At 70.4% G+C, this 24,789-nt stretch carries 20 protein-coding genes and 3 tRNA genes; 13 read left to right on the top strand and 10 right to left on the bottom strand.

Translation table 11 applies throughout. The annotated features are described in order from the left end of the window. Positions 1-151: 151 nt before the first annotated feature. From LPA41_RS24625 to LPA41_RS24595, 7 genes are all read right to left on the bottom strand, one after another. Positions 152-1,045, bottom strand: a complete 894-nt coding sequence (locus tag LPA41_RS24625) for an HNH endonuclease (protein WP_229073126.1) — start codon at positions 1,043-1,045, stop codon at positions 152-154. A 475-nt stretch (positions 1,046-1,520) separates the two neighbouring features. Continuing rightward, positions 1,521-1,997: a thioredoxin-dependent thiol peroxidase gene (gene bcp, locus LPA41_RS24620; RefSeq protein WP_229073125.1), complete on the bottom strand. Its 477-nt coding sequence runs from the start codon at positions 1,995-1,997 to the stop codon at positions 1,521-1,523. A 20-nt stretch (positions 1,998-2,017) separates the two neighbouring features. After that, complete coding sequence (locus tag LPA41_RS24615) at positions 2,018-2,440, bottom strand: S-adenosylmethionine decarboxylase family protein (protein ID WP_229073124.1); 423 nt, start codon at positions 2,438-2,440, stop codon at positions 2,018-2,020. A gap of 492 nt (positions 2,441-2,932) precedes the next feature. Further along, a complete protein-coding gene (locus LPA41_RS24610; RefSeq protein WP_229073123.1) occupies positions 2,933-3,973 on the bottom strand; it encodes a hypothetical protein in 1,041 nt (346 codons plus the stop codon). After that, positions 3,970-4,710 (bottom strand): thioredoxin domain-containing protein, encoded by a 741-nt coding sequence (locus tag LPA41_RS24605; protein ID WP_229073122.1) that lies wholly within the window; start codon positions 4,708-4,710, stop codon positions 3,970-3,972. Before LPA41_RS24605 ends, LPA41_RS24610 begins: the two co-directional genes overlap by 4 nt. Further along, positions 4,707-5,174, bottom strand: a complete 468-nt coding sequence (locus LPA41_RS24600) for a MauE/DoxX family redox-associated membrane protein (protein ID WP_229073121.1) — start codon at positions 5,172-5,174, stop codon at positions 4,707-4,709. Before LPA41_RS24600 ends, LPA41_RS24605 begins: the two co-directional genes overlap by 4 nt. A gap of 94 nt (positions 5,175-5,268) precedes the next feature. Beyond that, positions 5,269-5,817 (bottom strand): sigma-70 family RNA polymerase sigma factor, encoded by a 549-nt coding sequence (locus LPA41_RS24595; protein WP_229073120.1) that lies wholly within the window; start codon positions 5,815-5,817, stop codon positions 5,269-5,271. A 137-nt stretch (positions 5,818-5,954) separates the two neighbouring features. Between LPA41_RS24595 and LPA41_RS24590 the strand changes: the two genes are divergently transcribed. The 9 genes from LPA41_RS24590 (at position 5,955) to LPA41_RS24550 (ending at position 17,763) form a co-directional block, all read left to right on the top strand. Continuing rightward, positions 5,955-7,601 (top strand): copper resistance protein CopC, encoded by a 1,647-nt coding sequence (locus LPA41_RS24590; RefSeq protein ID WP_229073119.1) that lies wholly within the window; start codon positions 5,955-5,957, stop codon positions 7,599-7,601. Between the two features lie 147 nt (positions 7,602-7,748). Further along, on the top strand, positions 7,749-11,390 hold the full coding sequence (locus LPA41_RS24585; protein ID WP_229073118.1) for a hypothetical protein: 3,642 nt from the start codon (positions 7,749-7,751) through the stop codon (positions 11,388-11,390). 120 nt (positions 11,391-11,510) lie between these two features. Then, positions 11,511-12,677 (top strand): winged helix DNA-binding domain-containing protein, encoded by a 1,167-nt coding sequence (locus LPA41_RS24580; protein WP_229073117.1) that lies wholly within the window; start codon positions 11,511-11,513, stop codon positions 12,675-12,677. A gap of 138 nt (positions 12,678-12,815) precedes the next feature. Beyond that, a complete protein-coding gene (gene orn, locus LPA41_RS24575; protein WP_308036609.1) occupies positions 12,816-13,406 on the top strand; it encodes an oligoribonuclease in 591 nt (196 codons plus the stop codon). 75 nt (positions 13,407-13,481) lie between these two features. After that, positions 13,482-13,557, top strand: a tRNA-His gene (locus LPA41_RS24570). A 246-nt stretch (positions 13,558-13,803) separates the two neighbouring features. Continuing rightward, on the top strand, positions 13,804-15,072 hold the full coding sequence (locus LPA41_RS24565) for a cellulose binding domain-containing protein (protein ID WP_229073116.1): 1,269 nt from the start codon (positions 13,804-13,806) through the stop codon (positions 15,070-15,072). A 46-nt stretch (positions 15,073-15,118) separates the two neighbouring features. After that, positions 15,119-15,637 (top strand): SigE family RNA polymerase sigma factor, encoded by a 519-nt coding sequence (locus LPA41_RS24560; RefSeq protein WP_229073115.1) that lies wholly within the window; start codon positions 15,119-15,121, stop codon positions 15,635-15,637. Then, positions 15,630-16,589: a hypothetical protein gene (locus LPA41_RS24555; RefSeq protein WP_229073114.1), complete on the top strand. Its 960-nt coding sequence runs from the start codon at positions 15,630-15,632 to the stop codon at positions 16,587-16,589. Before LPA41_RS24560 ends, LPA41_RS24555 begins: the two co-directional genes overlap by 8 nt. A gap of 52 nt (positions 16,590-16,641) precedes the next feature. Further along, positions 16,642-17,763 (top strand): DUF6461 domain-containing protein, encoded by a 1,122-nt coding sequence (locus LPA41_RS24550; protein ID WP_229073113.1) that lies wholly within the window; start codon positions 16,642-16,644, stop codon positions 17,761-17,763. Between the two features lie 1,077 nt (positions 17,764-18,840). Here LPA41_RS24550 and LPA41_RS24545 read toward each other — a convergent pair. Next, complete coding sequence (locus LPA41_RS24545) at positions 18,841-20,079, bottom strand: Ig-like domain-containing protein (protein ID WP_229073112.1); 1,239 nt, start codon at positions 20,077-20,079, stop codon at positions 18,841-18,843. 106 nt (positions 20,080-20,185) lie between these two features. After that, complete coding sequence (locus tag LPA41_RS24540; protein WP_229073111.1) at positions 20,186-21,415, bottom strand: Ig-like domain-containing protein; 1,230 nt, start codon at positions 21,413-21,415, stop codon at positions 20,186-20,188. Between the two features lie 139 nt (positions 21,416-21,554). On the opposite strand from LPA41_RS24540, the gene LPA41_RS24535 reads away from it, so the two are divergent. The 4 genes from LPA41_RS24535 (at position 21,555) to LPA41_RS24520 (ending at position 24,012) form a co-directional block, all read left to right on the top strand. Continuing rightward, positions 21,555-21,627, top strand: a tRNA-Lys gene (locus tag LPA41_RS24535). A gap of 225 nt (positions 21,628-21,852) precedes the next feature. Beyond that, the gene (locus LPA41_RS24530) at positions 21,853-22,836 is read left to right on the top strand and encodes a polysaccharide deacetylase family protein (protein ID WP_229073110.1); all 984 of its coding nucleotides are present in this window, start codon (positions 21,853-21,855) and stop codon (positions 22,834-22,836) included. Between the two features lie 92 nt (positions 22,837-22,928). Then, the gene (locus LPA41_RS24525; RefSeq protein WP_229073109.1) at positions 22,929-23,894 is read left to right on the top strand and encodes an SEC-C domain-containing protein; all 966 of its coding nucleotides are present in this window, start codon (positions 22,929-22,931) and stop codon (positions 23,892-23,894) included. A gap of 42 nt (positions 23,895-23,936) precedes the next feature. Next, positions 23,937-24,012: transfer RNA gene (locus tag LPA41_RS24520), tRNA-Lys, on the top strand. A gap of 97 nt (positions 24,013-24,109) precedes the next feature. Here LPA41_RS24520 and LPA41_RS24515 read toward each other — a convergent pair. Then, a complete protein-coding gene (locus tag LPA41_RS24515) occupies positions 24,110-24,733 on the bottom strand; it encodes a DUF4190 domain-containing protein (protein ID WP_229073108.1) in 624 nt (207 codons plus the stop codon). Positions 24,734-24,789: the final 56 nt, after the last annotated feature.

Raw genomic sequence — 24,789 nt, 5'->3', positions numbered from 1 at the left:
CTGTCAGCTGTGGTTGTTGGAGGGCGTGTCTGGCAGCCGTGAGTGACAGCTGACCGGGCCCGGGCCGAATGTGGACGCCTTCGCTGGCTGCTCATTACGCAGTCGCTGGTTCGGAGACCGGTCGTTCGGCGGTTGTTCGTCCGGCATCCGGTTACGCGGCCGGTTGTTGCTCGGCATCCGGTTGTTTGGCCGCCCGTTGCTCGGTTGCCGCTCGGCCAGCGCCCGCGTGATTCGCCCAGCTCGACAGGCCGGCCTCCCGCAGCACGTTCTCGACCGTGGCCGCAGAGACGGTGATCGGGTCCGGGCTTCGGGAGCGCAGGGCGGCCGCCACCTTCCGGGGGCTCAGCCGAGGATGGGCCGCGGCAAAGGCGACGATCGCGGAGAGTTCCGTGGCGGACTGCCGGCGTTGACGGGGCGGCGGTTCCGTTGAGCCGTAGTCCCGCAGTCGGCGGAGGAGCGTGTAGACGTGGTTGCGCCGGCATCCCAGGAGTCGTCCCGCCTCGGTCGGTCCGAGGCTGCGGGCTTCGACGCGCCGCAGAATTTCGACGCGGGCGGTTTCGGTCAGGTCGGTTCGCGGCGTGGCCGGCTCGACCGGGTCGCCGGCGCTGTTGACCCGGATCAAGGGTGTCGTCTGCCGTGGCCGGTTGCGTCCGGCGTAGGTCGGCGTCTGGCTATGACAATTGGGGCACAAAAACCTTAGGTTGTGCGGCCGGCAGTCCCAGAATCGGCCGTCGATGTGGTCCACCTGAAGGGTGATGGGCCGTGAGTTCCACTCGGCGCCGATGCCGCACGTGGCGCAGCGGTAGGCGCGACCCGTCTGCACGAGTGCCCGCCGCAGCGTGGTGGGCGCCTGCCGGCGGGCATCGGCTGGGCGCTCGACCAGGAGATCCGCGGGCAGGCGGTGCGGCCGGCTGGCCGTGCCCCGGGCATGCGCCCGGCCGAGGAAGTGCGAGGTGTCGATGCCCAGATGGGCGATCCGGCGCAACAGGTGGGCGTGGGACCCGCCGTTGAGCGGCAACCCGAGATGGCGGAGCACGCCGGCCATCGACGTCGACGCGGAGACCGCGTCGGTGAGTATGGCGCGGGTGTATCGGACGAACGCGTGACCAGTGGTCATGAGGACAGCTCACGCACGACAAGCCATGATCGGAATACGTGCACGGCGGCCGCCTTGCGGGTTGGTTACCGCATGACGGCCGCCGTGAGATCCGGGTCTTGCTGCCGGCCCATGGAGGGTGGCGATTGCTCTCCCCATCGGCGGGTAGTGCCCGGAGTTGCGGGGTTCGGCCCGACTTCTTGACCGGCAGGCCCGATCTGGCCGCGTCGCCGCGGCACGGGTCGCCACGTCGCGGGACCAGCAGTCCATGTTGCAGGAGCAGTAGCCCAATCTTCGGGACCACATGCCCCGGTATGTGGATCAGCAGAGCCTGCGGGTCAGCAGGGTCGGCAGGTCAGCAGGGTCGGCGGGTCAGCGGTCAGCGGGGTCGGCGAAAGGTGGCCGCGCCGGCTGCGGGATCGTGTCAGTCCAGGCCGAGGTCGCGGCGGAGCTTGGCGACGTGGCCGGTGGCCTTGACGTTGTAGAGCGCCCGCTCGATCGTGCCGTCCTCGTTGATCACGAAGGTGGAGCGGATGACGCCGGTCACGGTCTTGCCGTAGAGCTGCTTCTCGCCGAAGGCCCCGTACGCCGTGAGCACGCTCTTGTCCTCGTCGCTGACCAGCGGGAACGTGATGGCGTCGCGCTCGCGGAACTTCGCCAGCTTGGCCGGCTTGTCGGGGGAGATGCCGACCACTTCGTACCCGGCGGCCTGCAGCGAGGCCAGCGAGTCGCGGAAGTCGCACGCCTGCTTGGTGCAGCCGGGCGTCATCGCGTTGGGGTACGCGTACAGCACGACCTTGCGCCCGCGAAGGTCCTTGAGCGTGAGGCTGTCCCCGTTGTCGGTGGGCAGGGTGAAGTCGGGCGCGGTGTCGCCGGCGGCCAGGCGCACGTTTTCAGTCATGGGACCGACGATAGTGCCGGTCAGGCGGCGGTCCGCTGCCCACTCCAGAGCTGCCGTGCGGCGGTCAGGTCACGGGGCCATTCCTCGCCGCGCCGGCTCAGGGAGCGCTCGGCGATCTCGAAGTCGCCGACGACGCGGTGGAACTCGGCGAGCACGTCGGACTCGTGGAACGGTTTGCACGAGAAGACGTTGACGAGCACTTCCCGCAGGTGCGGGTAGGTGTGCACGGCGGCGTGCGACTCGGCGAGGATGACCACGGCGGACTTGCCGGACTTCTCGGGCGGGCCGCCCTCGGTGGCGACGAGCGGCCCGGCGATGACAGTCATGCCGATGCGGGCGACCAGGTCGCGCATGAAGGTGGTGAGCTGCTGCTCGTCGTCGAGTGGCCGGATGTCGGTCACGGCCGAGAGGCGGAGCGTGAGTTCGTCGCCGTAATGGTTCATCGGTCCTCCTCAGCGAATTGCCACAACCGAACGTTACCGCCGCACCACGAACCGCCGTCACCCCTGAGCCGCTAATTGGCACATTGGTGTTTTCGCAGTTCAGAGGCGGTACGGAATTCGTCATCGAATGCGTCGGAGAAAGCGGGAAACGGTGGTCCCGGCGGCGTACGGAAACGTAATCAATGGGGTCGTACGCACCGAGTCATGTACTCGGGAGGGCAGCGGTGCGACCGAGTCGGGACATCGCCGGGGGACCGGTTGTGGTCAGCGGCCCGCCGCGCCCGGGCCACGGCGGGATGTTGATCTGCTAGCGCTACGAAATCGCTGTGATCATGGGGTCTGAACCGCGATTTCGCTCCGCCAGCAGATCAACATCGCGACCTGGACAGCGCGTCGGGCGCCGCCGTGGCCGGGCCGGCAGGTAGGCCGAGCCAATACCCGTGGCCGGGCCGGCAGGTAGGCCGAGCCAATACCCGTGGCCGGGCCGGCAGGTCAGGCCGAGCCAACGGCCGAGTCCGCCGCAGAGGCGGAGGGAGAGGCAGAGGCGGAGGCGGGGGTCGAGGGGGCGGCCGCCGGCGTCGCCGCCCGGATCCGCAACACCCCGGTCAGCGCCAGCCCCCCGCCGATCCCGATGGCGAGTGACACGGCGGTGCGGGCGAGCCAGCCCGGCCCGGCCGCCGGGACGACCGAGGCGAAGAAGACGTCGGCGCTGCCGAACCCGGCGAACGCGGCCAGGACGAAACCGGACAGGGCCAGGTAGAAGGGCGGGTCACGGTACGCGGCCGCGCAGGCGAGCAGGCCGGCGAGGACGAGGACGCCGGACCAGCCTGCGCCGTCGGCGGTGCGGGCGTACGCGTACCCCAGAGAAGCAAGCCCCCCGATGAGCGCAAGCCATCGCGCCGAGCCGGCCGCCCACCGGTGTGCGACGAGAGTGACGGCCAGACCCAGCAGGGCCGCGCCCGCCCACCAGGCCCAGGTCACCGGCGCCGGTTCGTAGTCGAGCGTGCCTTGGATCTCGAAGGTCCGCACCTGGTCGCGCAGCGGGATCGCCCATTCCCGCAGCCGGTGCTCGGAGCCGGGGTCGGCGGCGGCCTGCGGCAGGAGGCCGGCGTCGACCCGGCGGGCGCGCCGGTCGTGCCAGCGGATCGTGGTGTCGGTGGAGATCTGACGCCAGGCGGGTGCCGCGGTGGGGTCGGCGCCGGCCGGCAGCGGGGTTTCGCCGCCTAGGGTCTGGTTGACGTAGGCGGCCGGTGAGTTCGCGTTCTCCCAGGTGCCGTCGGGGCGGACCTCCAGGTACGGCTCCCCGGAGTAGCCGAGCACTTCGACGGGCCGGCCGCTGTCGTTGGTGAGTTCGAGGCGGGCGCCACCTTCGACAACGCGGACGCTGAGGCCGTCGAAGGGGCTGCTCAAGCCGGTGACCTGGGTCCGGTAGGAGCTGACCTCGGTGGTGTCGCCGGCGTGCGCGAACGCGGGCGTGGCCGGCCCGAGGAGCAAACCGGCCACCACCAGCAGCAGCGGGAGGAGTCGCCTCACCCGGCCGCCTTCTCGATGGTCTGGGTGAGCAGCTCGGTCGTCGGCACGGTGTCGCCGGGCCCGGTCAGCTGAGTGCCGTTGACCACGATCGTCGGCGTGCCGGTGAAGTCGCGGTCGGAGAACTTCTCGGTCGCCTTGGTCGCCCACGCCTTGTAGGTTCCCTCGTTCACCGCCGTCGCGAAAGTCTCGCTGGTCAGGCCCACCGACTTCGCCAGCTCGACGATTTTGTCGTTGCTCAGGCCGTCGCTGTTCTCGGCGGGCTGGTTGGCGTAGAGCACGTTGTGCAGTTCGAGGAACTTGCCCTCCTCGGCGGCCGCGGCGGCGGCTCCGGCGGAGCGCGTCGAGTACTCCGTCCCGTTGGAGAACCGGTCCAGGATCGCCACCGGGTGGATCCGCAGAGTGATCTTGCTGGCGGTGGCCATCTCCTGCAGTGTGGCGCCGCTGGCCTTCTCGAAGTTGGCGCAGGCCGGGCAGAGGAAATCCTCGTAGACGTCGACGGTGACCGGGCCGTTGCCGACCGCGAACGCGGTGCCGTCGTCGACCGCCGCGGCCGGGGTGACGAGGGTGCCGTCGTCCTGACGCGACATCACGGTGTAGCCGACCAAGCCGGCGAGGAAAAGCACCAGGACCACGCCGACCGACGTCCAGAGGGTCACTTTGCGCCGTCGCTCGGCGGCCTGCTGTTTCGCGACGATCTCCCGGGCCTGGGTGGTCCGGTCCCGTTTGCCCTTGCTCATCGTTCCCCCATCAGCACGCTGTCAACTGAGAGCCGGCTCCGTGGCCGCCACAGCAGGATTCCGGCGAGTGCCAGGAACCCGAGGTCCCGCAGGATGTCCACCCCGTACGCGGGATCCGACCCGGCCGCCAGCTCACCACCGGTGCTGAAGCACCCGCAGTCGATCTGCAGGCCGCGCGCCCACGCCGACACGATCCCGGCAATGAAGATCACCAGGAGGACGGCGGAGATGCCGGCGGTGAGCCGCACCGCCAGCCCGGCCAGCAGGAGCAGCCCGAGGGCGATCTCCAGGAACGGCTGGGCGGCGCCCACGATCTTGGAGATGTCATAGGGCATCAACTGGTACGCGTGAACCGCGCGCGCCGAGGCCGCCAGGTCACCGACCTTGAGCCCGCCGGCGACCAGCCACACCGCGGCCAGGCCGAGCCGTGCCGCCGTGGAGATCCACGGCCAGGTTCTTTCCATGGTCACGCCCCGTTAGACGCTGTTCGTCCCGCCCCAGTTCCCGATCATCGTGGCCCGGGGACGGGCGTCACACGCAGGGCCGGAAGACCCGTTCTCAGCTGGCCTGTGCCTGGGAAACAGCTGTGATGAGCTCGTCGCGGGCGCGGGCCACCCGGGAGCGGATCGTCCCCACCGGAACGCCCTCCACCTCGGCCGCCTCGGCGTAGGAGAGGCCGAGGACCTGGGTCAGCACGAACGCCGTCCGGCGCTCGTCGCTGAGCCGGTTGAGCAGGTCGGCGCTGGTCAGCCGGTGTGCCGGGTCGGGGACGGGCAGCTCGGTGGCGGCCTGTGCGGCGAGCCGGGTGTCGAGCCGCCGCCGGCGGACCACCGAGCGGAGGTGGTCGGCGCAGGTGCGCCGGGCGATGCCGAGCAGCCAGGTGCGCACGCTGGAGCGGCCGGCGAACGTGTCGAGCGCCCGGAACGCGCGGAGATAGGTTTCCTGGGTGAGATCGTCGGCGGTACCCGGATCGATGAGTGCGGCGGTGAACCGCCAGACCTCGGTCTGGGTGGCTCGCACGAACGCGGCCTGCGCCGCCCGGTCGCCGTCGCGGGCGGCCAGAGCCAGCGCGGTGGTCTCGTCCGTCTCTTGCTCACCTGCCGTCACGAGCAGTGATGCTACGCGAATCGGCAGTTCCGGTCCGCATCTGGAACCATGCAAGTGCTTCCGGGCGACTCAGCGTCCATCACCGGAAGTCCATGACCGGAAACACCGGAAGTCCATGACCGGGAACGGAGTGCGTCTTGACTGACCGCCGCCGAGTGCTGGCTGTGCTGGCCGGTTTGCTGCTCGGGCTTTTCGGGACTCTGCTGTCCGCCGCGCCGGCGAGCGCGCACGCGGCACTTGTCGGCAGCGACCCGGGCAACGGCACGATCGTGCCGGACGCGCCGCCTCGGGTGACCCTGACGTTCAGCGAGTCGGTGCAGCTGCTCTCCGGCAAGATCCGGGTGATCGCGCCGGACGGTTCGCAGGCCAACCAGGGTGACCCGACGGTCAGCGGCACGGAGGTGACGATCCCGCTGCGCTCCGGCGGCGGCCGGGGGACGTACCTGGTCAGCTACCGGGTGATCTCCGCGGACAGCCATCCGGTCGCCGGCACGATCAGCTACTCGGTGGGTGCGGCCTCGACGCCGCCGACCGACACCGCGGGCGAGGCGCCGGCCGACCCGGTGGTGCGCGGCCTCATCCCGGTGGCGAAATATCTGGGGTACGCGGGACTCGTCCTGCTGGTCGGCCCGGTGCTGGTGCTGGCTCTGCTCTGGCCGCAGCGGCTGTCCCGGCGCGGTCCGGGCCGGCTGATCTGGACGGGCATCGGGCTGGTCACCGGGAGCACCCTGGTGGCGCTCTACCTGCAGGCGCCGTACACGTTGGGGACCGGGCTGTTCGACGTCCGCGTCGGCGACCTGCGGGACGTGCTCGGCAGCACGTTCGGCGCGGTGATGCTGGTCCGTCTCGGCGTGGTGATCGCCGCGGCGTTCCTGCTCCGGCCGCTGCTCGTCGGGTCCGGCGGCGGCGAGTCGAAGCTGGACCTGGCCCTGCTCGGGGTGCTCGGGGTGGCGGCGCTCGCCACCTGGCCGCTGACCGGGCACCCGACCGCCTCACCGGTGGCCGGCGTCTCGGTGGTGATCGACGCGATCCACCTGGCGGCGATGGCGGTCTGGCTCGGCGGTCTGGTGATGCTCTTCGGTTTCCTGCTGCGCCAGGCGAACGGGCGGGAGCTCGGCGCGATCCTGCCGATCTGGTCGCGCTGGGCGGCCACTGCGGTCGCCGCGCTCGTCTTCGCCGGTGTGGTGCAGGCGCTGATCGAGGTGTCGACGCTGGACGGGCTGATCAACAGCACCTACGGCCGGCTCATCCTGGCGAAGGTGGCCCTGGCGGCGATCGTGATCGGCGTGGCGGCGTACTCCCGCAAGCTCGTCAAGGAACGCGCCGCCGAGGAGTCGCCGGGTCCGCTCCGCAGGATCGTCGCGGTGGAGCTGGCGATCACCGCGGTGGTGCTGGGTGTCACCTCGGCGCTGGTGCAGATCTCGCCGCCGCGGACCGCCGAGGCCGCCGAGACCTCCACGGTCAGCACCGTCAGCCAGACGATCACCGCGCCGAAGATGTCGCTCAAGGTGGACCTCTTCCCGGCGGCGGTCGGCAACAATTCGATCCACCTGTACGCCTACACGCCCGACAACAAGCCGCTCCCCGTGGTCGAGTGGAAGGCGACCGCGGCGCTGACCAGCGCGGGCATCGAGCCGATCGAGATTCCGCTGCTGCGGATCACCGACTTCCACGCGATCGGCGACATCGCGTTGCCGGCGGCCGGCGAGTGGACGTTCAAGTTCACCGCCCGGACCAGCGAGATCGACCAGTCGACCCTGACCATGACCGCCAAGGTCTCCTGACCCCGCACCCCGGCACCACGGCCCGGCTCTCCTCGAGAGGCCGGGCCGTTTCGCATCTCATTCAGGGACGCCGTACCGATTTGACCACTTTGGGGTTATTTGCCTCTGTATGGTCTTGGCGGTACGGCCCGGGAAGGGGGAGAACAGATGCGGGTGTTCCGCACGATCCTCGGCATGCTCCTACTCACCGTCGGGCTGCCCGCGCTGCTGGCGGGTGGCGCGCTGTGGGCGTTGATGCAGCATCGCGACCCGGGTGGCGCGTTCAGCGGTGAGCTGCAAAAACTCGCGATCCCCGGGTACGCGGTGGTGGTACCCGACATCGATCGGCTGCTGCGCGACGACGCCCCGTTCGCGCGCATCGGCGACACCCGGCTGCGCCTGGCCGCCGCCACCACCGACGGTGCGGCGTTCGTCGGGCTGGCTCCGGCCGCCGACGTCAGCCGCTACCTGGCCGGCGTGCCGCACACCCGGGTGGACGCCGTCGACATCGGCACCGGCGCCCTCCCGGTCACGACGGAACGGGTGCTCGGACCGCGGGTTCCCGCCGGCATCCCGGGGCAGCAGGCCTTCTGGACGCGTACCGGCAACGGCCAGCTCAACCTGGTGCCGGGCGAACTCACCGGCGGGCCGTACAGCCTCGTCCTGATGAGCCCCGGCGGCGCACCCGTGAACCGGCTCGCCGCCGTCGCCGAGGTCCGCCCCAGCTGGCTCAACTCCAGCACCTGGGGCCTGATCACACTCGGCACCCTGCTCATCATGGCGAGCGTCGTCGTCCTCGCCTGGCCCGGCCGGCGCCGCGAAGTCGTCTACGTCGTCGAACCCAGCCAGGTGCCGGAACTGATGTACGCCATCGGCGCCCCCCTGCCCAACATCCGCGGAAGCCGGCCCGGTGGTGCGCACCGGCCCCGTACCCTCGCTGACTCCCGCCCGGCGCGCCCACCCGCCCTGCCCGAGTTCTCCTGGCCGCCGAAAGCGCCCAAACCGCAGCTGCCGGCAGGCAGCGGCGCGGCACCCAGCCGGACCAGCGCCCCGCTCGCGCTCCCCGACACCCCCACACCCGCCCCCGGCCGCCCCCTCAACCTGCTCGGCGAAACCCCGGCACTCTCGGCCATGCAACCCGGTCCCATCCCCGCCCGCCGCACCAACCGCCGCACCGCCGCACCCGGCGACATCCCCGAATTCCACGCCACCGCGGTCGGCGCCTGGGTCGCCGCGACAGCACCGGAACGCGCCCGGCAGACCGAGGCGCGGGCAGCGGCACGCCTCCGGGAGGCGGCGGCCCGGAAAGCCTCTTCAGCGGTACGGGCTGACGCGCCCATCGCTTCCCCGCGCAAAGCAAGCGCCACCGAAAGCGAAGCCGACGTGGCGCCGGAGGCTGTTCTTCCGGAGGCTGGTCTTCCCGAGGCTGTTCTTACGGAGGCTGTTCTTTCGGAGGCGCCGGGCACGTTGCTTACCGAGGGGTCGGACGCGGCGTCCTCTGGATCCGCGCCGGTTTCCGGGTCTACGGCGGCTTCCGGGTCCGCGCCGGCTTCCCGGTCTGCGGCGGCCCCCGGGTCCGCCCCGGACTCCGGGTCTGCGGCGGCCTCCGGGTCTGCCCCGGATCTTGGGGTGTCGGCGGGCGCGGATTCCTCCTCGACCGGTCAGAGTTGGAACGAGCGCCCAGGCAACCTGGCCGAGGCGCCACGCCAGGGCGGCGGAAACATCCGGCCCGGTATCTCGCGGAAGCAGGCCCGCAAGGCCGCAGACCAGCGCCGAACCGCAAGCCAGACCACAAAGCCCGCAGCCACCCCACCGGCCGCCCCGGCCGGCAAGCCGACGACTGCCCCGGCCGCCGGCTCAGCGTCCGAACCCACTCCCAGCTCGCCCGCCGCCCCGGCCGGGGTCTCGGCATCGCCAAGCCTGGCCGTCTCCGGGATCGCGCTGCACACGGGCCCGGCCGCCACCGACTGGAACGCGACCGGCCTGACCCACATGGGCCCGTACCGGATCAGTCCCACGGACGCGCCGCCCGCTCCCGAGCAGGCCGCTCGCACCGACGCACCATCCGCTCTGCAGCAAACCGCTCGCACCGACGCGCCGTCCGCTCCTGAGCAAACCGCTCGCACCGACGCGCCGTCCGCTCCTGAGCAGGGCGCTTCTGACGTCCACCCGGCATCGATCGTGGATCTCGCTCCGGACGCCGCGCCTGCCGCGACCGCAAAGACAGAACCCACCCCCGTTGACGACCAGGCGGAGAGGGCAGCCAAGCCCACCCAGACCGAAAAGAATCAGCAAAAGTCCGAGGAAGACGAGGCCGACAGCCCGAAGCGTCCGATCCTGCCCATCCCCAGCCGGTCGGCGCCCGCACCGGATGCAACTGAGGAGAAGGCACCCGGACCCGACCACCCGGCAGTCGATCAGTCCGAGCAGGCCCCTGCCGCCTCGTCCGGGCAGGTTGTGCGCAATCCGTCCGGCCCGGCTGTGGATGGTCCGGCTCTGGGCGGCCCGGCTCTGGGCGGCTTGCTTGGGCAGGCTGTGGTCGACCCGTCCGGGCAGAGTGAGGAAGGCCGGCATGCGCAGGCTGCGGTCGACCCGCCCGGGCAGAGTGAGGAAGGCCGGCATGCGCAGGCTGCGGTCGACCCGCCCGCAGCGGTGACGGACGGATCGACCACGGAGAAGACAGCGGGAACGAAGGCGCCGGGCAGCGGTGGTGTCCGGGCATTGCCGGAGACCCGTTCCTCGATTCACACCGTCGAATCCGGCCGGCCGCCCGCCGGCAAGCCGATGCCGAAGGACACAGCGGTCGCCGGAGCGTCGGCAGTCGAGGGGCTCGGGGGCCAAGGTTCGACAGACAAGGCCGCGGAGCCGGGGGCGCCTCGACCGGCGGAGGCCGAGCCGAAGTCCGCCGAACCGGAAGACGCCGAGCCTGCGACGGCCGCGCCGCGCGAGGACGACAACGTGGCCGCTGGCGACGGCTCGGCTGCGGCGGCGGACCGCGCTTCGATGCATGCCGTCGAGGCGTCCGGGTTCGGGGAGGCGCGGGCGAACGCGGTTCCGGCGCAGCCAGAACCCGCCGGACCGGTGCGCAAGAAGCCCGCCAACAATCCGCTCACCCGAGCGCAGAGCCGGCTCGCCGGGAAGCCGTCGGCGTCCGCCGGGAAGTCCGGTACGAGCCGCCGCGTACCGGCAGCATGGCTCAAAGCCGCCGAATCGGTCGCCGCCCGGGCCGCCGGCAAGACCGGCAAAGTGCCCGCACCGGAGCAGCCGGCCGACCACACCCCGACGCAGCCGGGATCTGAGGCCGCAGCTCAGCCGGGCTCCGATGCCCCAGCACAGGCGAAACCTCAGGCGCCGAAGCAGGCAGAACCGCAGGAGCCGGGTCAGCCCAAGTCGCAGGGCTCGGAGCAGGCGGCAACGCAGGCGTCGAATCGGCCGAGGGCGCAGGCACCAGGGCAGTCGAAGGCCCGAGCGTCCAAGACTGTGCCCAACGCGAAGCAGCCGGGCCAGGTCCCGGAGCAGCCGGAGGCGCAAGCCACCGGGCAGTCGCACCCGCAAGCTCCGGAGCAGTCGAAAGCGCAAGCCCCAGCGCAGCCGAAACCGCAACCCCGCCCGAAGCCGCCGGCATCGGAGAAGCAGCAGAAGGTCTCGCGGACGCTGAGCTACCGGGAAGAGGCCGCCGAACTGCTCGCCGCCAGCTCGGAACGGCGCCGCCGCCGTACCGTCGCCGGTCGGCCCGCCGCCGATCGCGACCGTGACAACGACGTTCCGAAGCGCGACGACCCGAAGGACGCTGACCGTCCGAACGGGTGACAGAGGATCAACCCGCACCGGGCCGCCGACCATCAGGTCGGCGGCCCGGCCCGTTTCCCGGCGACGGCCGGAACGGATAGTGGTCAGGAACTGACCTCTATCGCGCCTACGGTCGGGGACATGAGAGTTCTCTCCACCCGTGAGCTCAACCGGACCTTCCTCACCCGCCAACTGCTGAGCGACAGCACGGCCGCCCCGGCCGAGGTGATCGCTCATCTGGTGGCGTTGCAGGGGCAGGAGTCCGACTCCCCGTATCTCAGCGTGCGGGCGCGCATCCCCACGTTCCGGCAGGCCGATCTGACCGCGCTCCTGCAGGACCGGACGGTGGTCCGCAGCGCCCTGCTCCGCGGCACCCAGCACCTCTGCACGGGGGAGGATTTTGGCTGGTTGCGTTCAACGTTGCAGCCGTACCTGGACCGGTTCGCGGGGCGTGGCGGTCGGTTGGGCGGGCTGGCTCAGGAGGAGTTGCTGGAGGCGGCCCGGGAGATTCTGGCGGATGGGCCGATGAGCCGGCCGGAGATCACCCGGCGGCTGGTGGAACGGTTTCCCGGTCCGGACCCGGAGTGGCTGAAGTTGGTCGTACACCTGCGGTTGTCTCTGCTGCATCCGCCGCCGGCCGGGACGTGGCGGCACCGGGGGCGAGTGAGTTGTGTGCTCGCCGATGATTGGCTGGGGCGGCCGCAGGCCGGTGAGCCGGCACCCGAAAAGCTGGTGACGCGCTACCTGGCGGCGTTCGGGCCGGCTTCGGCCAAGGACGTTCAGGTCTGGTCGGGACTGACCCGCTTGCGCGGGCTGATGTCCGGAATGCGCGAAAAGCTGCGGGTCTTCCGGGACGAGGCCGGGACCGAGTTGTACGACCTGCCGGACGCCCCGCTGGCCGATGAAGGCATGGCCGCGCCCGTGGTGTTCCTGCCCGAGTTCGACAATGCGCTGCTGGGTCACTCCGACCGTGCCCGGATCATCCACCCGGGTGACCGGCCGCTGGTGATGCCGGGGTGGTCGATCGTGCGGCCGACGGTGCTGGTGGATGGATTTGTGGCCGCGACCTGGTCGTTGGCCGGTTCAACGCTGTCGATCGCGGAGATTCGGCCGCTCACCGGCCGGGTCCGGGCGGAGGTGGCGGCCGAGGGGGAGCGGCTCGTGGAGTTCGTGTCGCCAGGGGAGAAGGCGGAGATCCGGTGGGCCGATGAGCGGCCGGAGGTGAGCTGGGCGCTGCGTTCCCGGCAGCCCGAAAGGGCCCTCCGTGCTGCCGACACGGAGGGCCCTTTACCCGGGGGAACGGAGTAACCGAAGGGGGGCTTCGTCCGTTAAGTTCAGTTTACCCAATATTCGGCCAACTGGGAAGTCGGGGTGCCAAACGGGACAAAGAGCGCGAAGCTGAGATCACGTCGAACGATGTCGTCGCGCCCGGCGTAGGCTGTCCGCGTGGCGGATCTTCTGGTGTGGATCGACTGTGAGATGACCGGTCTCGACCTGGGCAAGGACAAGCTCATCGAGGTCGCGGCGCTTGTCACCGATCCCGAACTCAACGTGCTCGGCGAGGGCGTCGACCTGGTGATTCACGCGGACGACGCGGCACTGGACGCGATGCCGCCGGTGGTGCGCGACATGCACGCCAAATCCGGTCTCACCGATGAGGTGCGCCGTTCGGCGATCACCATGGCGGAGGCGGAGGAGGCGGTCCTGACGTACATCCGGGAGTTCGTTCCGAACCCGCGCACCGCACCGCTCTGCGGCAACTCGATCGCGACCGACCGCGGCTTCCTGGCCCGTGACATGCCGGCGCTCGACGCGCACCTGCACTACCGGATGATCGACGTCTCCTCGATCAAGGAGCTGTGCCGGCGCTGGTACCCCCGGGTCTATTTCGGTCAACCGGCCAAGGGCCTGTCGCACCGCGCGCTCGCCGACATCCGGGAGAGCATCCGCGAGCTGGAGTACTACCGGCGCACGGTCTTCGTGCCGCAGCCCGGGCCGGACGTGGAAACGGCCAAGGCGATCGCCGCGGAGCTGTAGGAGTAACCCGCTCGACGACCCCGCATCCGGTGTGGCTATGATTGTGCGGCACCACGGGAACGCGTCGTGGTCATGGTGGTCGTAGCTCAGCTGGTAGAGCACCGGGTTGTGGTCCCGGGGGTCGCGGGTTCAAGTCCCGTCGATCACCCCATGTGAGCGAAAGGCTCGGTCTTCGGACCGGGCCTTTTTCTTGTACGGAGCCTTTCGCGTACGGAGCCTTTCGCGTACTGAGCCTTTGTGTACGGAGTCTTTGTGTACGGGGTCTTTGTGTACGAGGCCGAGCATCCCGTGGGAGCGCTCCGCAAGATCACCGAAAAATTTGTGGGATGCGAGCAACCTTTCCCGGTCGTCGGGCCACTGGGGTGTGGATCAATCCTCGTTCCCCGGGAGACTCCCCATGCTTGCTAGGCGCATCGTCGTACCGCTCTCGGTGCTGACCCTCGGCGCCGCGGCCGCGGTGGCCGGCGTGCTCAACGCCGACGCCGCGGAAGCCGCCGCCTGTTCCGTGACCTACAGCGTCCCCAGCCAGTGGAACAGCGGCTTCACCGGCGATGTGAAGATCAAGAACTCCGGCGGGGCGGCCGTCAGCGGCTGGACACTCGGCTTCACCTTCCCGTCGGGGCAGAAGGTCTCCAGCGGCTGGAACGGTACGTGGACCCAGAACGGCGGCGCGGTCACCGTGCGCGATGCCGGCTGGAACTCCTCGATCGCCGCCGGTGGGCAGGTGACGCTCGGCTTCAACGGGGCTTGGAGCGGCAGCAACCCGGCACCGAGCGGCTTCACCCTGAACGGGGTGGCCTGCACCGGCCCCACCACCGCTTCGGCGAGCCCGACCGCTTCGAGCCGGCCGACCGCTTCGGCGAGCCCGGCCGGTTCGATCAAGCCGTCCGCAACCGCTTCGGCGAGCCCGACCGGTTCGATCAAGCCGTCCGCAACCGCTTCGGCGAGCCCGACTGCCGCGCCCGGTGGCGCTCCGGGCGCCGAGAACTGCGCCGACTACGCCGCCCTGATCCGCGGCAAGTACTGGGTGAACAACAACGTCTGGGGCAAGGCCGACGGCACCGGCTCCCAGTGCGTCCGGGAGAACGGCCTCAGCGGCGACAAACTGAGCTGGGGGACCAGCTGGAACTGGGCGGGCGACACCACCAAGGTCAAGTCGTACGCGAGTGCGGTCCTCGGCTGGCACTGGGGCTGGAAGACCACCGGGACCGGCCTGCCGATCCGGCTCAGCGACGGCAAGCCGGTCGACACCGCCTGGAACTTCCAGGTCACGCAGACGACCGCCGGCATCATGAACGTCGCGTACGACCTGTGGCTCCACGACATCGCGAACCCGGACTGGCAGCACAACCCCACCGACGAGGTCATGGTCTGGCTGCACCGGACCGGTGGCGCGGGACCGGTCGGCACGAAGCAGGCGACCGTGACCGTCGCCGGCACCACCTGGGACCTCTACCGGGGCAACATCGGCTGGAACGTGTACTCCTTCGTGCGTACCGCCAACACCTCGTCCGCCGCCCTGAATCTCACCGATTTCACCGACGACCTGGTCGCTCGCGGCTGGCTGGCCCGCGACAAGTACCTGTCCAGCGTGCAGGCCGGTCCCGAGATCTTCACCGGGTCGGGCCGGCTGGACACCAGCGCGTACTCCGTGACGATCGGCTGACGCCGCACCTCCCCCCGTGTATCCCCTGACGGTCAGGAACAGTGGCTTGTCCGACCTTGAGACCGAATACGCCTTCCGGCGGTTCTTCGACGACCATCACGCCGATCTGTCCCGGCTCGCCTACCTGGTGACCGGCGACTCGCAGGCCGCCGACGACTTGGCGGCCGACGCGTTCGTGGAGGTGTGGCGGCACTGGGAGCGTGTCCAGTCGGCGCAGAGCCCGATCGCGTACGCTCGCGGCATCGTCACCAACCTGGCCCGTCAGTGGATCAAGCGGCAGAGCCGGGAACGGGCTGGCATTCTGCGCCTCGGGCTGCTGCGCCGCGAGCGCGGCGAGCGGGACACCCCCGCGATCCTTGACGTACGCGCCGCGCTGCAGCGCCTTCCGCAGCGGCGCCGTGAGTGCGTGATCCTGCGGTACGCGTTCGACGTCCCGGAAAAGGAAGTCGCCTCGATCCTGGGCATCTCGGTCGGAGCGGTCAAAAGTCACACCTCGCGGGGCGCCGCACAGCTGAGCGAACATCTGCGGGGCACGCCGCTGATGATGGGAGGCCTGCATGGCTGAACACCCGGATCTCGGCCGGGTGCTGCGCCGTGAGGCCGAACGGCACGTGCCCGACCGGGACGCGATCCGCACCCGGGTCGCCCGGCGCCGCGGCGAACCGGCCCGCAGCCGGTGGGCGTTCCTCGCGCTGCGCCCGGTGGCGGCCGCGGCCTCGGTGGTGGCGACCCTGGTTGTCGGCGTCGCCGGGGTCCGGCTCATCGGTGACCGGCCGCCGGCCGCGACTTCGGTGTCGTCCGCCCCCGACCTGTCGTCCGACGGGTCGTCCCCCGGGGTGCCGTCCGCGTCTTCCGACGCGCGCTCCTGGTCGGAGTCGCCGGGGTCGGGGCCGTCATCGGCGTCCGGCGGGCTGTCGCCTTCGGCCGGGCCCGGCGGGCTGTCGTCGTCGGCCGGGTCGGGCGGGGTCTCGTCGTCGGCCGGGTCCGGCGGGCTGTCGTCGCCGGCTGGGCCTGGCGGGGTGTTGTCCTCGCCGGCGTCCGGCGATCCGGCCGGGGGCGCCCCGGATGCCGCCTCCACGACCAGCCCGCAACGGCCCCCGGCGGCCGGCGGCGCGGCACCGCGGTGGACCCCGGCCGCCGGCTTCCTCAGCTCGGTCGCCACGGCCGACCCGCACTCGAACGCGACGTGGACGCAGGGCAACCTGGTGCTCACCACCACCGAGACGATCACGGAGCTGGACGTGCTGGTCAGCGTGGCGCGTACCAGCGGCGTGGCCCCGGCCGGCCAGTGGAGCTCGGTGCCCAGCGAGATGCTGGCGACGACAGTCACCGAGGAGACTGACGCACTGCTCTACCGGTTCACCCTGCACGACGGCCGGACGCTGGCACCCGGCGACTACACGTTCGCCGCCCAATTCGTGCACACCGCCGGGAAACGGGACCCGCGCGCCGACACCTACGGCGCGATCGCCGGCGCAGGCCCGGCCAAGGCCGAGATCAGCGGCGCCTTCCGCTGACCCCGGCACAGCCGACTCCGGGCCCCTCAGAACCATGTTGCATGATCACGACATGGTTGCTGTCAGCGCTGACGACTACGCCTCGTTCGACTACGCCGGGTCCGACCATGCCGGGTCCGACCATGCCCGGTCCGACCATGCCCGGTCCGACCATGCCCGGTCCGACCATGCCCGGTCCGACCATGCCGGGTCCGACCATGCCCGGTTCGACTACGCCTGGTTCACCGAGCAGTGCGCGGAACTCGCCGAAGCCTGCTGCCTCACGCTGGTCCGGGACCGCACGCCCGCCGACGTCATCACCCACCTGGGCGGCACCGACCCGGCCCGCGCGGTAGGTCTGCGCCGCCTCACCGAACAGACCGGCACCGAATTCGTCGCCGCCACCACAATCAACAACTGGACCCTGATCGTCGGACCGGAGATCGAAGCCCGCCGCCTCTCCCGCGGAACCACCCTGGTGTCCCACTCCGGCGAACGCTTCGTCTGGGCCCGCGACGGCGAGATACTGCTCGAGTTCGACCCCGCCGACCCGGCCCACCGCTCCGGCTCCGACCCCGACGGCATCCTCACGGTCCTGGAACGCCTAGGCTTCGACATCCCCGCCGACAACACCGAAACCGCTGATCCAAACTGGACATCGGACGCAAGGCAGCGCGAGCGGGCGATGGCTTTGGCGGAACAGCTGACCGGCGTACGCCTGACACTGCAACTCCTCGAATCCGCCTCCTTCAAACACACACCCCTACCCCCGCCCGCCAACTCCGCACCCACCCTGAACGCCCCCGCGCAGCCCGGGCTCGCTCAGGGTGCGCTCGCGCAGCTTGGGCGTGCTCAGGGTGCGCCTGCGCAGTCCAGGTCTGCTCACGATGCCTCCGCCGCCCCTGTTCCTGCTCGAGCCAGCAGTCTCGTGGCGGCTCCTTCCGTGCCAGTCCTTTCCGTGCCAGCTCCGTCCCTGCCGACCGCCGCCGTGCAAAGCCCTTCCACCGGTCGGCCGGCTGCGGAGGCTCACCGGGCCGGCACACGGTCGCAGGGCTGGCCGGAGCGCTGGGACGAGGAGTACGACGCACCCGACGACGAATGGTCCGATTCGGACAGTGACGAGGACGGCGACACCGACACCGACGACCGCGAGTGGCCCCGCCTGATCGCCAAGGTACGCAAAGCCTTCCGCTGACCGCCCGGGGCGCGTCAACCATGCTGCGGTGAGCCCGGTCGGTCCCGCGAGCCCGCGCACCGCGAACGCCGGCGAGTCTGCCCGCGCCGAACCGCTCGGTCAGAAAGCACCCGCAGCGAGCGACCACAGCAGCAACTGATCGCCAACAGTGGACATCAGGCGGCCGGCTCGACTGATTCAGGGCGGCGCAACCGGCGGCGGCCCGCCCGGCGAGCAGTGCAAGCTCGAGCCCATGGCTGTCGGAGAGCGATCTCAGCGCGACCGTAGACCCAGCCGGCCCGACCCCTGATGGTTGTCAGAGAGCTTTCTCAGTGATCAGTCCCATCTGACAGCTGCAAGCGCGAGCGCGAGCCGCCCCGGCCGGCTGTCATGTACGGCTGCCGGGAAGCGCTCTCACCAACCGTGGGTGACAGCCGGTCCGGTGGGCTGTCGTGCATGGCCGTGGGGAGCGGTTTCGGTGATCCTGTCGGCGGCTGACCGGTCGGCTGTCATGTACGGCTGCCGGGGAGCGCTCTCGCCAGCCGTGGGTGACAGCTCGGCCCTGGCGGCTGTCATGTACGGCTGCTGGCAAGCGCTTTCAACCAACCGTGAGTGACAGCCGGTCCGGTGGGCTGTCACGCACGGCTGTTGCGGAGCGCTCCCAACGACCGTGAGTGACAGCCGGGCTTGGCCGGCAAGCGCAAGCACAAGCACAAGCACAAGCTGGCCCGGCTGATCGACGGCAATGTGGACGGCGTTGGCCCGATCACTGGGCGCTTGTCGCTATGGTGGCCGCCCTCGTGCTCGCCTCGAGACCACCGCCCGCATCGCCGCAGCACGTGGCCGCGCGGGGACGACCGGAACAGGGCGATCGCGACAGGTCCGCCGGGGAAGGTGCCGGTGATCGGGTGGCCGGGAACGGTGGCGGCGACCGGGCGCCTGCGGAAGGCGGAAGGTGGCGGCGACCGGGCGCCTGCGGAAGGTGGCGGTGACCGGGCGGGTGGGGGAGGTGGTGGTGGGCGGCCGGTGGGCGTACCGCAGGAAAAGGCGCGGGCCCGGTCTTGGGAGACCGGGCCCGCGCTTCGGCGGCTTTGTCCGTTACCGGAGGTAGCTGCCCTGTTTGTACTCGTCGTAGCTCATGTTCCAGTCGGTCCAGCCGTTGCCGTTCTTGAGCTTGTCCTCGGTGCCGGAGACCGTGATCACGTCGCCCATCATGGTGCGGTCGAAGAGCCACTTGCCCATCGCCTCGGAGACGTTGACGCAGCCGTGCGAGACGTTGCGGCGGCCCTGCTGGCCCTCGGACCACGGGGCGGCGTGGATGAACTGGCCGCTGTAGGTGATCCGCTGCGCCCAGTCGATGTCGGTGCGGTAACCGTCCTCGCCGTCGGTGTCGGTGGTGTCGAAGACGGTGTGCGCCTTCTTCTCCATGACGACCATGGTGCCGCTGGAGGACGGCGTCTTCGGCTTGCCGAGGCTCACCGGGAGGGTCTTGATGACCTTGCCGTCCTGCTTGACGGTCATCTTCTTGGACTTGTTGTCGACCGTCATGATCAGCGAGCGGCCGACCTTCATGTCGACGGTGAGGTCGGACCGGCCGTACCACCCGTCGCCCAGCTTCACGCCCTTGAGCTGGACCTTGTAGAAGATCTTGGAGCCGGCCTTCCAGTAGTTCTTCGGCCGGAAGTGCACCTCGGTGGAGCTGATCCAGCGCCAGGTGCCCTCCTGCGCGGGTGTCGCGGTGACCACCATGCGGCGCTCGACCTCGGCCCGGTACTTCTCCGGGATGGCCCGGCCGAACTTCATGATCAGCGGCATGCCGACGCCGACGGTGTTGCCGTCGCCGAGGAAGCTCGTCACGCGAACCAGGTTCGCCGGCTTCTTCATCGTCGTGAACGTGCTGCTGGTCGTGTTGTTCTTGCCCTCGGCCTCGGGGCCGGTGACGGTGACCGTGTACTTCGTGCCCCAGGCCAGCGACTCGGTCGGCTTCCAGACGTTGTCGTCCTTGTCGACCGTGCCCTTGACCTCCTTGCCCTCGGGGTCGGTCACCTTGACGTCGGTGTTCTCCGGGTCCTCGCTGTTGTACTTCACGTCGGACCACGCCTCGATGCCCGTGGCGTCGAGCGCCGGCGAGGTGACCGCGACGGTGCTCAGCGTGGGCTCGGGCGACGGGGACTCGGCGGCCGGTGCGGCGGAACTGCCGGCTGCGCCGCCGTCCTGCCACGTCGGCGAGTCTCCGCCGCTGCTGCACGCGGCAGTCAGCAGCAGGGTGCTCGCCAGCACGGTGACGACGGCCGCCCGCCAACTGCGGCGACCCGACCGAATTCTGTCCATGTCCATGGTCCCCTCACGGCGTCGTTTCCCCGGCGCCCAATAGTGCTCCAAAAACGTCTCGCGACCAATCCCGGTTTTGTGCCGTAGTACCCCTGTCGCGGTCGCCGGACACTCAGCCGATGTTGGACGGCACCTTCAACGCGCTGCCCTTGGCGAACTCTTCCCAACTGACGTCCCAGGGGGTCCAGCCGTTGCCGTACTCCAGCTTGTCCTCGGTGCCGCGCACGGTGACCGGGTCACCGACGAGCGTCTTGTCGAACAGCCACCGCGCATTCGACGGTGACACGTTGACACATCCGTGTGACACATTCCGGCGACCTTGATCACCGGTGGACCACGGTGCCGAGTGAATGTACTGACCGCTCCAGGTGAGTCGCTGCGCGTACTCGATGTCGGTGCGGTAACCGTCCGCGCCGTCGGTGTCGGTGGTGTCGAAGACGGTGGCCGCCATCTTCTGCATGACCACCATCGTGCCGCTCGACGACGGGGTGGCCTTCTTGCCCAGGCTTACCGGCATCGTCTTGACCGTCTCGCCGTCCTGGACGACCGTCATCTTCTTGGTCTTGTTGTCGACCTTCATCTCGAACTTGCGGCCGATCTTGGCGCTCGCCGACCGGTCCTTGTCACCGTAGATGTTGGCGCCGGTGGGCAGGCCGCCGACGGCGATCCGCACGTCGAGTTTCGTGCCGGGCTGCCAGAACTCCGGCGCGCGGTAGTAGGCCTGCGTACCGCTCGCGGTCCACGACCAGGTGCCTGGCTGCGGCGGGTCGGTCCGGACGAACATCCGCTTCTGTACGGCGGCCCGGTCCTTCTTCTTGATCCCGGGACTGAACTCGACGACGACCGGCATCGCGACGCCGTAGGTGTGGTCGTCGAACAGGTAGAGCCCGGTGCCCGTGCGGCGGCCCGGCTCGCCCATCGTCGTGAACGACGTGGTCTGCGTGGTCGCGGTGCCGTCCTTGCCGGTGGCGACGACCTTGGCCTCGTACGTCTGCTTGGTCTTCAGCGGCTTGGCCGGCACCCAGGCCGAGCCGTCCTCGCGGAAGTCGCCGGTGACCGCCTTGCCCTTGGCGTCGGTCAGGGTGACCGAGGTCACCTCGCCGCCTGTCACCTTCAGCCCGATCTCGGCGCTGACCGGCACGTTCTTCTTGTCCTTGGCCGGCGAGACGGTCAGCGACACCGGCTCGGCCACGGTGGCGCTCTCCGGGACCGGTGCGGCCGCCGAGCTGGCAACGGTGCCAGGGTCGGCGCGGCTAGGTTCGGAATCGCCGCTGCACGCGGCGAGAGGAGCGATCACGGCAAGCGCCAGGATCGCCGCCAGGGAGCGGCGGAGGTCAACCATCGTCGTGGCCCCGTTCTGGAGTTCTCAGCGCAGACATACTGACTCATGGACGCAAGTCACGGCTCCCCCTTGTGATGGCGAACAACCGATTTCAAAGATCATCAGAGGTCGTGCTAACGTTTTCCTCGTTGCACGGCGAGCGTCGCTAGCTCAACTGGCAGAGCAGCGGACTCTTAATCCGCGGGTTGTAGGTTCAAGTCCTACGCGACGCACTCTCTCCAGCATCAACCCCGGCCCACGTGGCCGGGGTTTTTTGTTGCCCGCGCTCCGATACTTCCGGAGTCTGTCCGCAGGGGTGCCCGTCCGCAAGATCTTTGATGGCCGTCGTCACTGCTGAGCGGCTTCGAAAGTTTCGGAAAAGTACCGGTTGACGGGAGCGGTAAAGGCAACGACGATCGTCTATCAAAGGCTCGTCCCCCGGCGAAAGGTGCATCCCCATGCGCAGAACCAGCGCCACGGCCGCCGTCCTGGCCGCTGCCGCCACCGTCCTGTTCGGCCCGCTCGAAGCCTCCGCCGCCCCGGCCGTCCCCGCCGCGGCCGCCGACTGTGCCGGCGGATACGTCGCGCTCACCTACGACGACGGCCCCAACCCGTCGAACACCACCAACCTGCTCAACGCGCTGCGCAGCAACGGCCTGCGGGCCACCATGTTCAACACCGGCCAGAACGCCGCGGCCCATCCGGGGCTTGTCGCCGCCCAGGTGTCCGCCGGCATGTGGGTCGCCAATCACAGCTACACCCATCCGCACATGCTGACGCTGTCCGCCGCGCAGATGAGCTCGGAACTGTCCCGCACGCAGAGCGCGATCCAGGCGGCCGGCGGAGGCACGCCGGTGCTGTTCCGCCCGCCCTACGGTGAGACGAACGGCACCCTGGCGTCGGCGGCCTCCGCGCTCGGCCTGCGCACGGTGACCTGGGACGTGGACTCCCAGGACTGGAACGGCGCGAGCACCGCCCAGATCGTGCAGGCGGCGAGCACCCTGCGCGACGGCCAGATCATCCTGATGCACGACCAGTACGCCGCGACCGTCGCCGCGATCCCGCAGATCGCGGCCGGGCTGCGCAGCCGAGGTCTGTGCGCCGGAATGATCTCACCGACCACGGGACGGGCCGTGGCACCCGGCGGCGGCGGGACGACGCCGCCGCCGGGTGGTTCGTCCTGCGCCGCCGGCTACTCCGAGGGGCAGAAGTGGGGGGACCGGTTCAACGGCCAGGTCGCGGTCACCGGGTCGAACAACTGGACGGTCACGGTCACCCTCCGGCCGGCCCAGCGGATCATCGCGACCTGGAACGCCCAGGTGAGCTGGACCAGTGGCACCGTGATGACCGCCCGGCCGAACGGCAACGGCAACAACTTCGGCTTCACCGTGCAGCACGGCGGTGACTGGAGCTGGCCGACGCTCACCTGCACGGCGAACTGACGGCGCGGCGGCCGAGCGGCCGAGCGGCGCGGCGGCCGAGGAGAAACCGGCCCGTGGGCGCGTCGACCCGCGCCCACGGGTTAGGGTGATTTGTGTCATCCTTCCAGTTGCTGACCAGTGATGATCTGGACGAGATCGGGCACGGGGCACTGCGCGGCGGCGACCTGCGGGCAGCGGCCACCGAGCTGGTGGCCGCCGTCGACGGGCAGGCGCTCGCCGACCCGGCCGACGCCGGATACGCGCTGATGCTGGCCGCCGAACTCACCGAGAAACAGGGCGACCTGCCGCCGGCGCTCGCGCTTGTGGAACGGGCCATCGAGGCGTACCGGCAGGTCGAGGCGGCCGCCGACGGCTTCGCCCGGGCGCGGCGCGGCGAACTGCTGAGCCGGCTGGGCCGCGAGGACGAGGCGATGTCCGTGTTCACCGCGCTGCGGCCGCGCCTGATCCGCGAGCCGGTCGCGGCGGCCTACCTGGCCGAGGCACTCGAGGAGTGCGGCGAGGCGGCGATCGCCGAGCAGTGGCTCACGGCGGCCCTGACGACCGTGCTGGACCGGCCGGACGGCCCGGAACGGGCCAGGCTGACGAACGCGCTGCTTCAGGTCCGCCGCCGGGTCCGGCGCGATCTGGAGCTGCCGGCCGACGAGTACGACGACGCTGCCGACCGGATGCGATCAGGGTCTGGCGCCGCGCCGGCCGGGTCGGGCGTGATGTTCTGGCCCCGGGGCGAGTTCGACAAGGTGCTGCTCCGGTGGCCGGCGTTCGCCGACGTCTACGGGCACACCTGGGACGACCACCGTGCAGATTTGGAACGGGCCCTGACCGTCTGGACCGAATCGGGACAGTCCGGCTTCCGGTTGCACGCCGGTTCGGTGGACGACCTGGCCGAGCACGTGGCCCGGCACGGTGGCGACCCCGCCGACGCGGGCGTGCGCGCCGGCTACGCGCGTCACCTGGAGAGCCACGAGCCCGGCACCGCCTGGCCGCCCGGCCGCAACGACCCCTGCTGGTGCGGCTCGGCGGCGAAGTACAAGAAGTGCTGCCTGCCGAGGTCCCGATGAGGGTCGCCGAGCCCGTGTGCTAACGTTCTTCCTCGTTGGAACGCGCCGCTAGCTCAACTGGCAGAGCAGCGGACTCTTAATCCGCGGGTTGTAGGTTCAAGTCCTACGCGGCGCACCACACGAAAAGCCTCACCCCTCGCGGTGGGGCTTTTTCGTTTCCCGGCCGCCCTGCCCGTCCGCCTCCGGCCACCCCGGCCGGAGGCGAACCTGGTGTGTCACGGCGTGGGGTTGAAGCCGCCGGTGATCGCGCTGAACCCGCCCAGGACGATCAGCACGATCATCGGCGCGAAGATCAGATAGCCCATGATCAGGCCGGCGATCGCCATGCCCCGGCCGGACTTCTGCCCGGGCCCGGTCTCGGCGAGCGCGATGTGCCCGAAGACCACGGCGAGCAGCGCAGGCACCGCCCACGTGCACCAGCCGAGCAGCACTCCGACGATGCCGAGCACCATCGACGCGACCGCCCAGCCCGACGTGGGCGGGCCGACCGGCATCGGCTGGTAACCCGGCGCCGGCGGATGACCCTTGTCCGCGTACCCGGGCATCGGCGGCTGGTAGGCCTGCGGCGGCGGGTATGCCGGCGGCTGCTCGTAGGCGGGCGGCGGTTCGTAGGCCTGCGGCGGCTCGTAGGGAAGCGGCGCATAGGGCTGCGGCGGGAACGGCGTCGTCTGCGGCGGCGCGCTGTCCGGCGCCGCGAACGGTGTCGTCGGCGGCGCGCTGTCGGGCGCGGCGAACGGTGTCGTCGGCGGCGGTGCCTGGGTCGGATCGAAGGCCGGCGGCGCGGGCGGCGGCTGGTACGGCTCGTAGGGGTCTTGTGGTGGTGGGAGGGGATGCGACATCGGGCTCCGAGTTCCTGACCTGTTTTGGACCGTTTGTTCATGCTGCCGCTCGACTG

The organism is Actinoplanes sp. DH11 (assembly GCF_020873875.1).
In the GTDB taxonomy this organism is placed as follows: domain Bacteria; phylum Actinomycetota; class Actinomycetes; order Mycobacteriales; family Micromonosporaceae; genus Actinoplanes.
The sequence above is the reverse complement of the archived record's forward strand: the minus strand, read 5'-3'. Positions and strand labels throughout refer to the sequence as shown.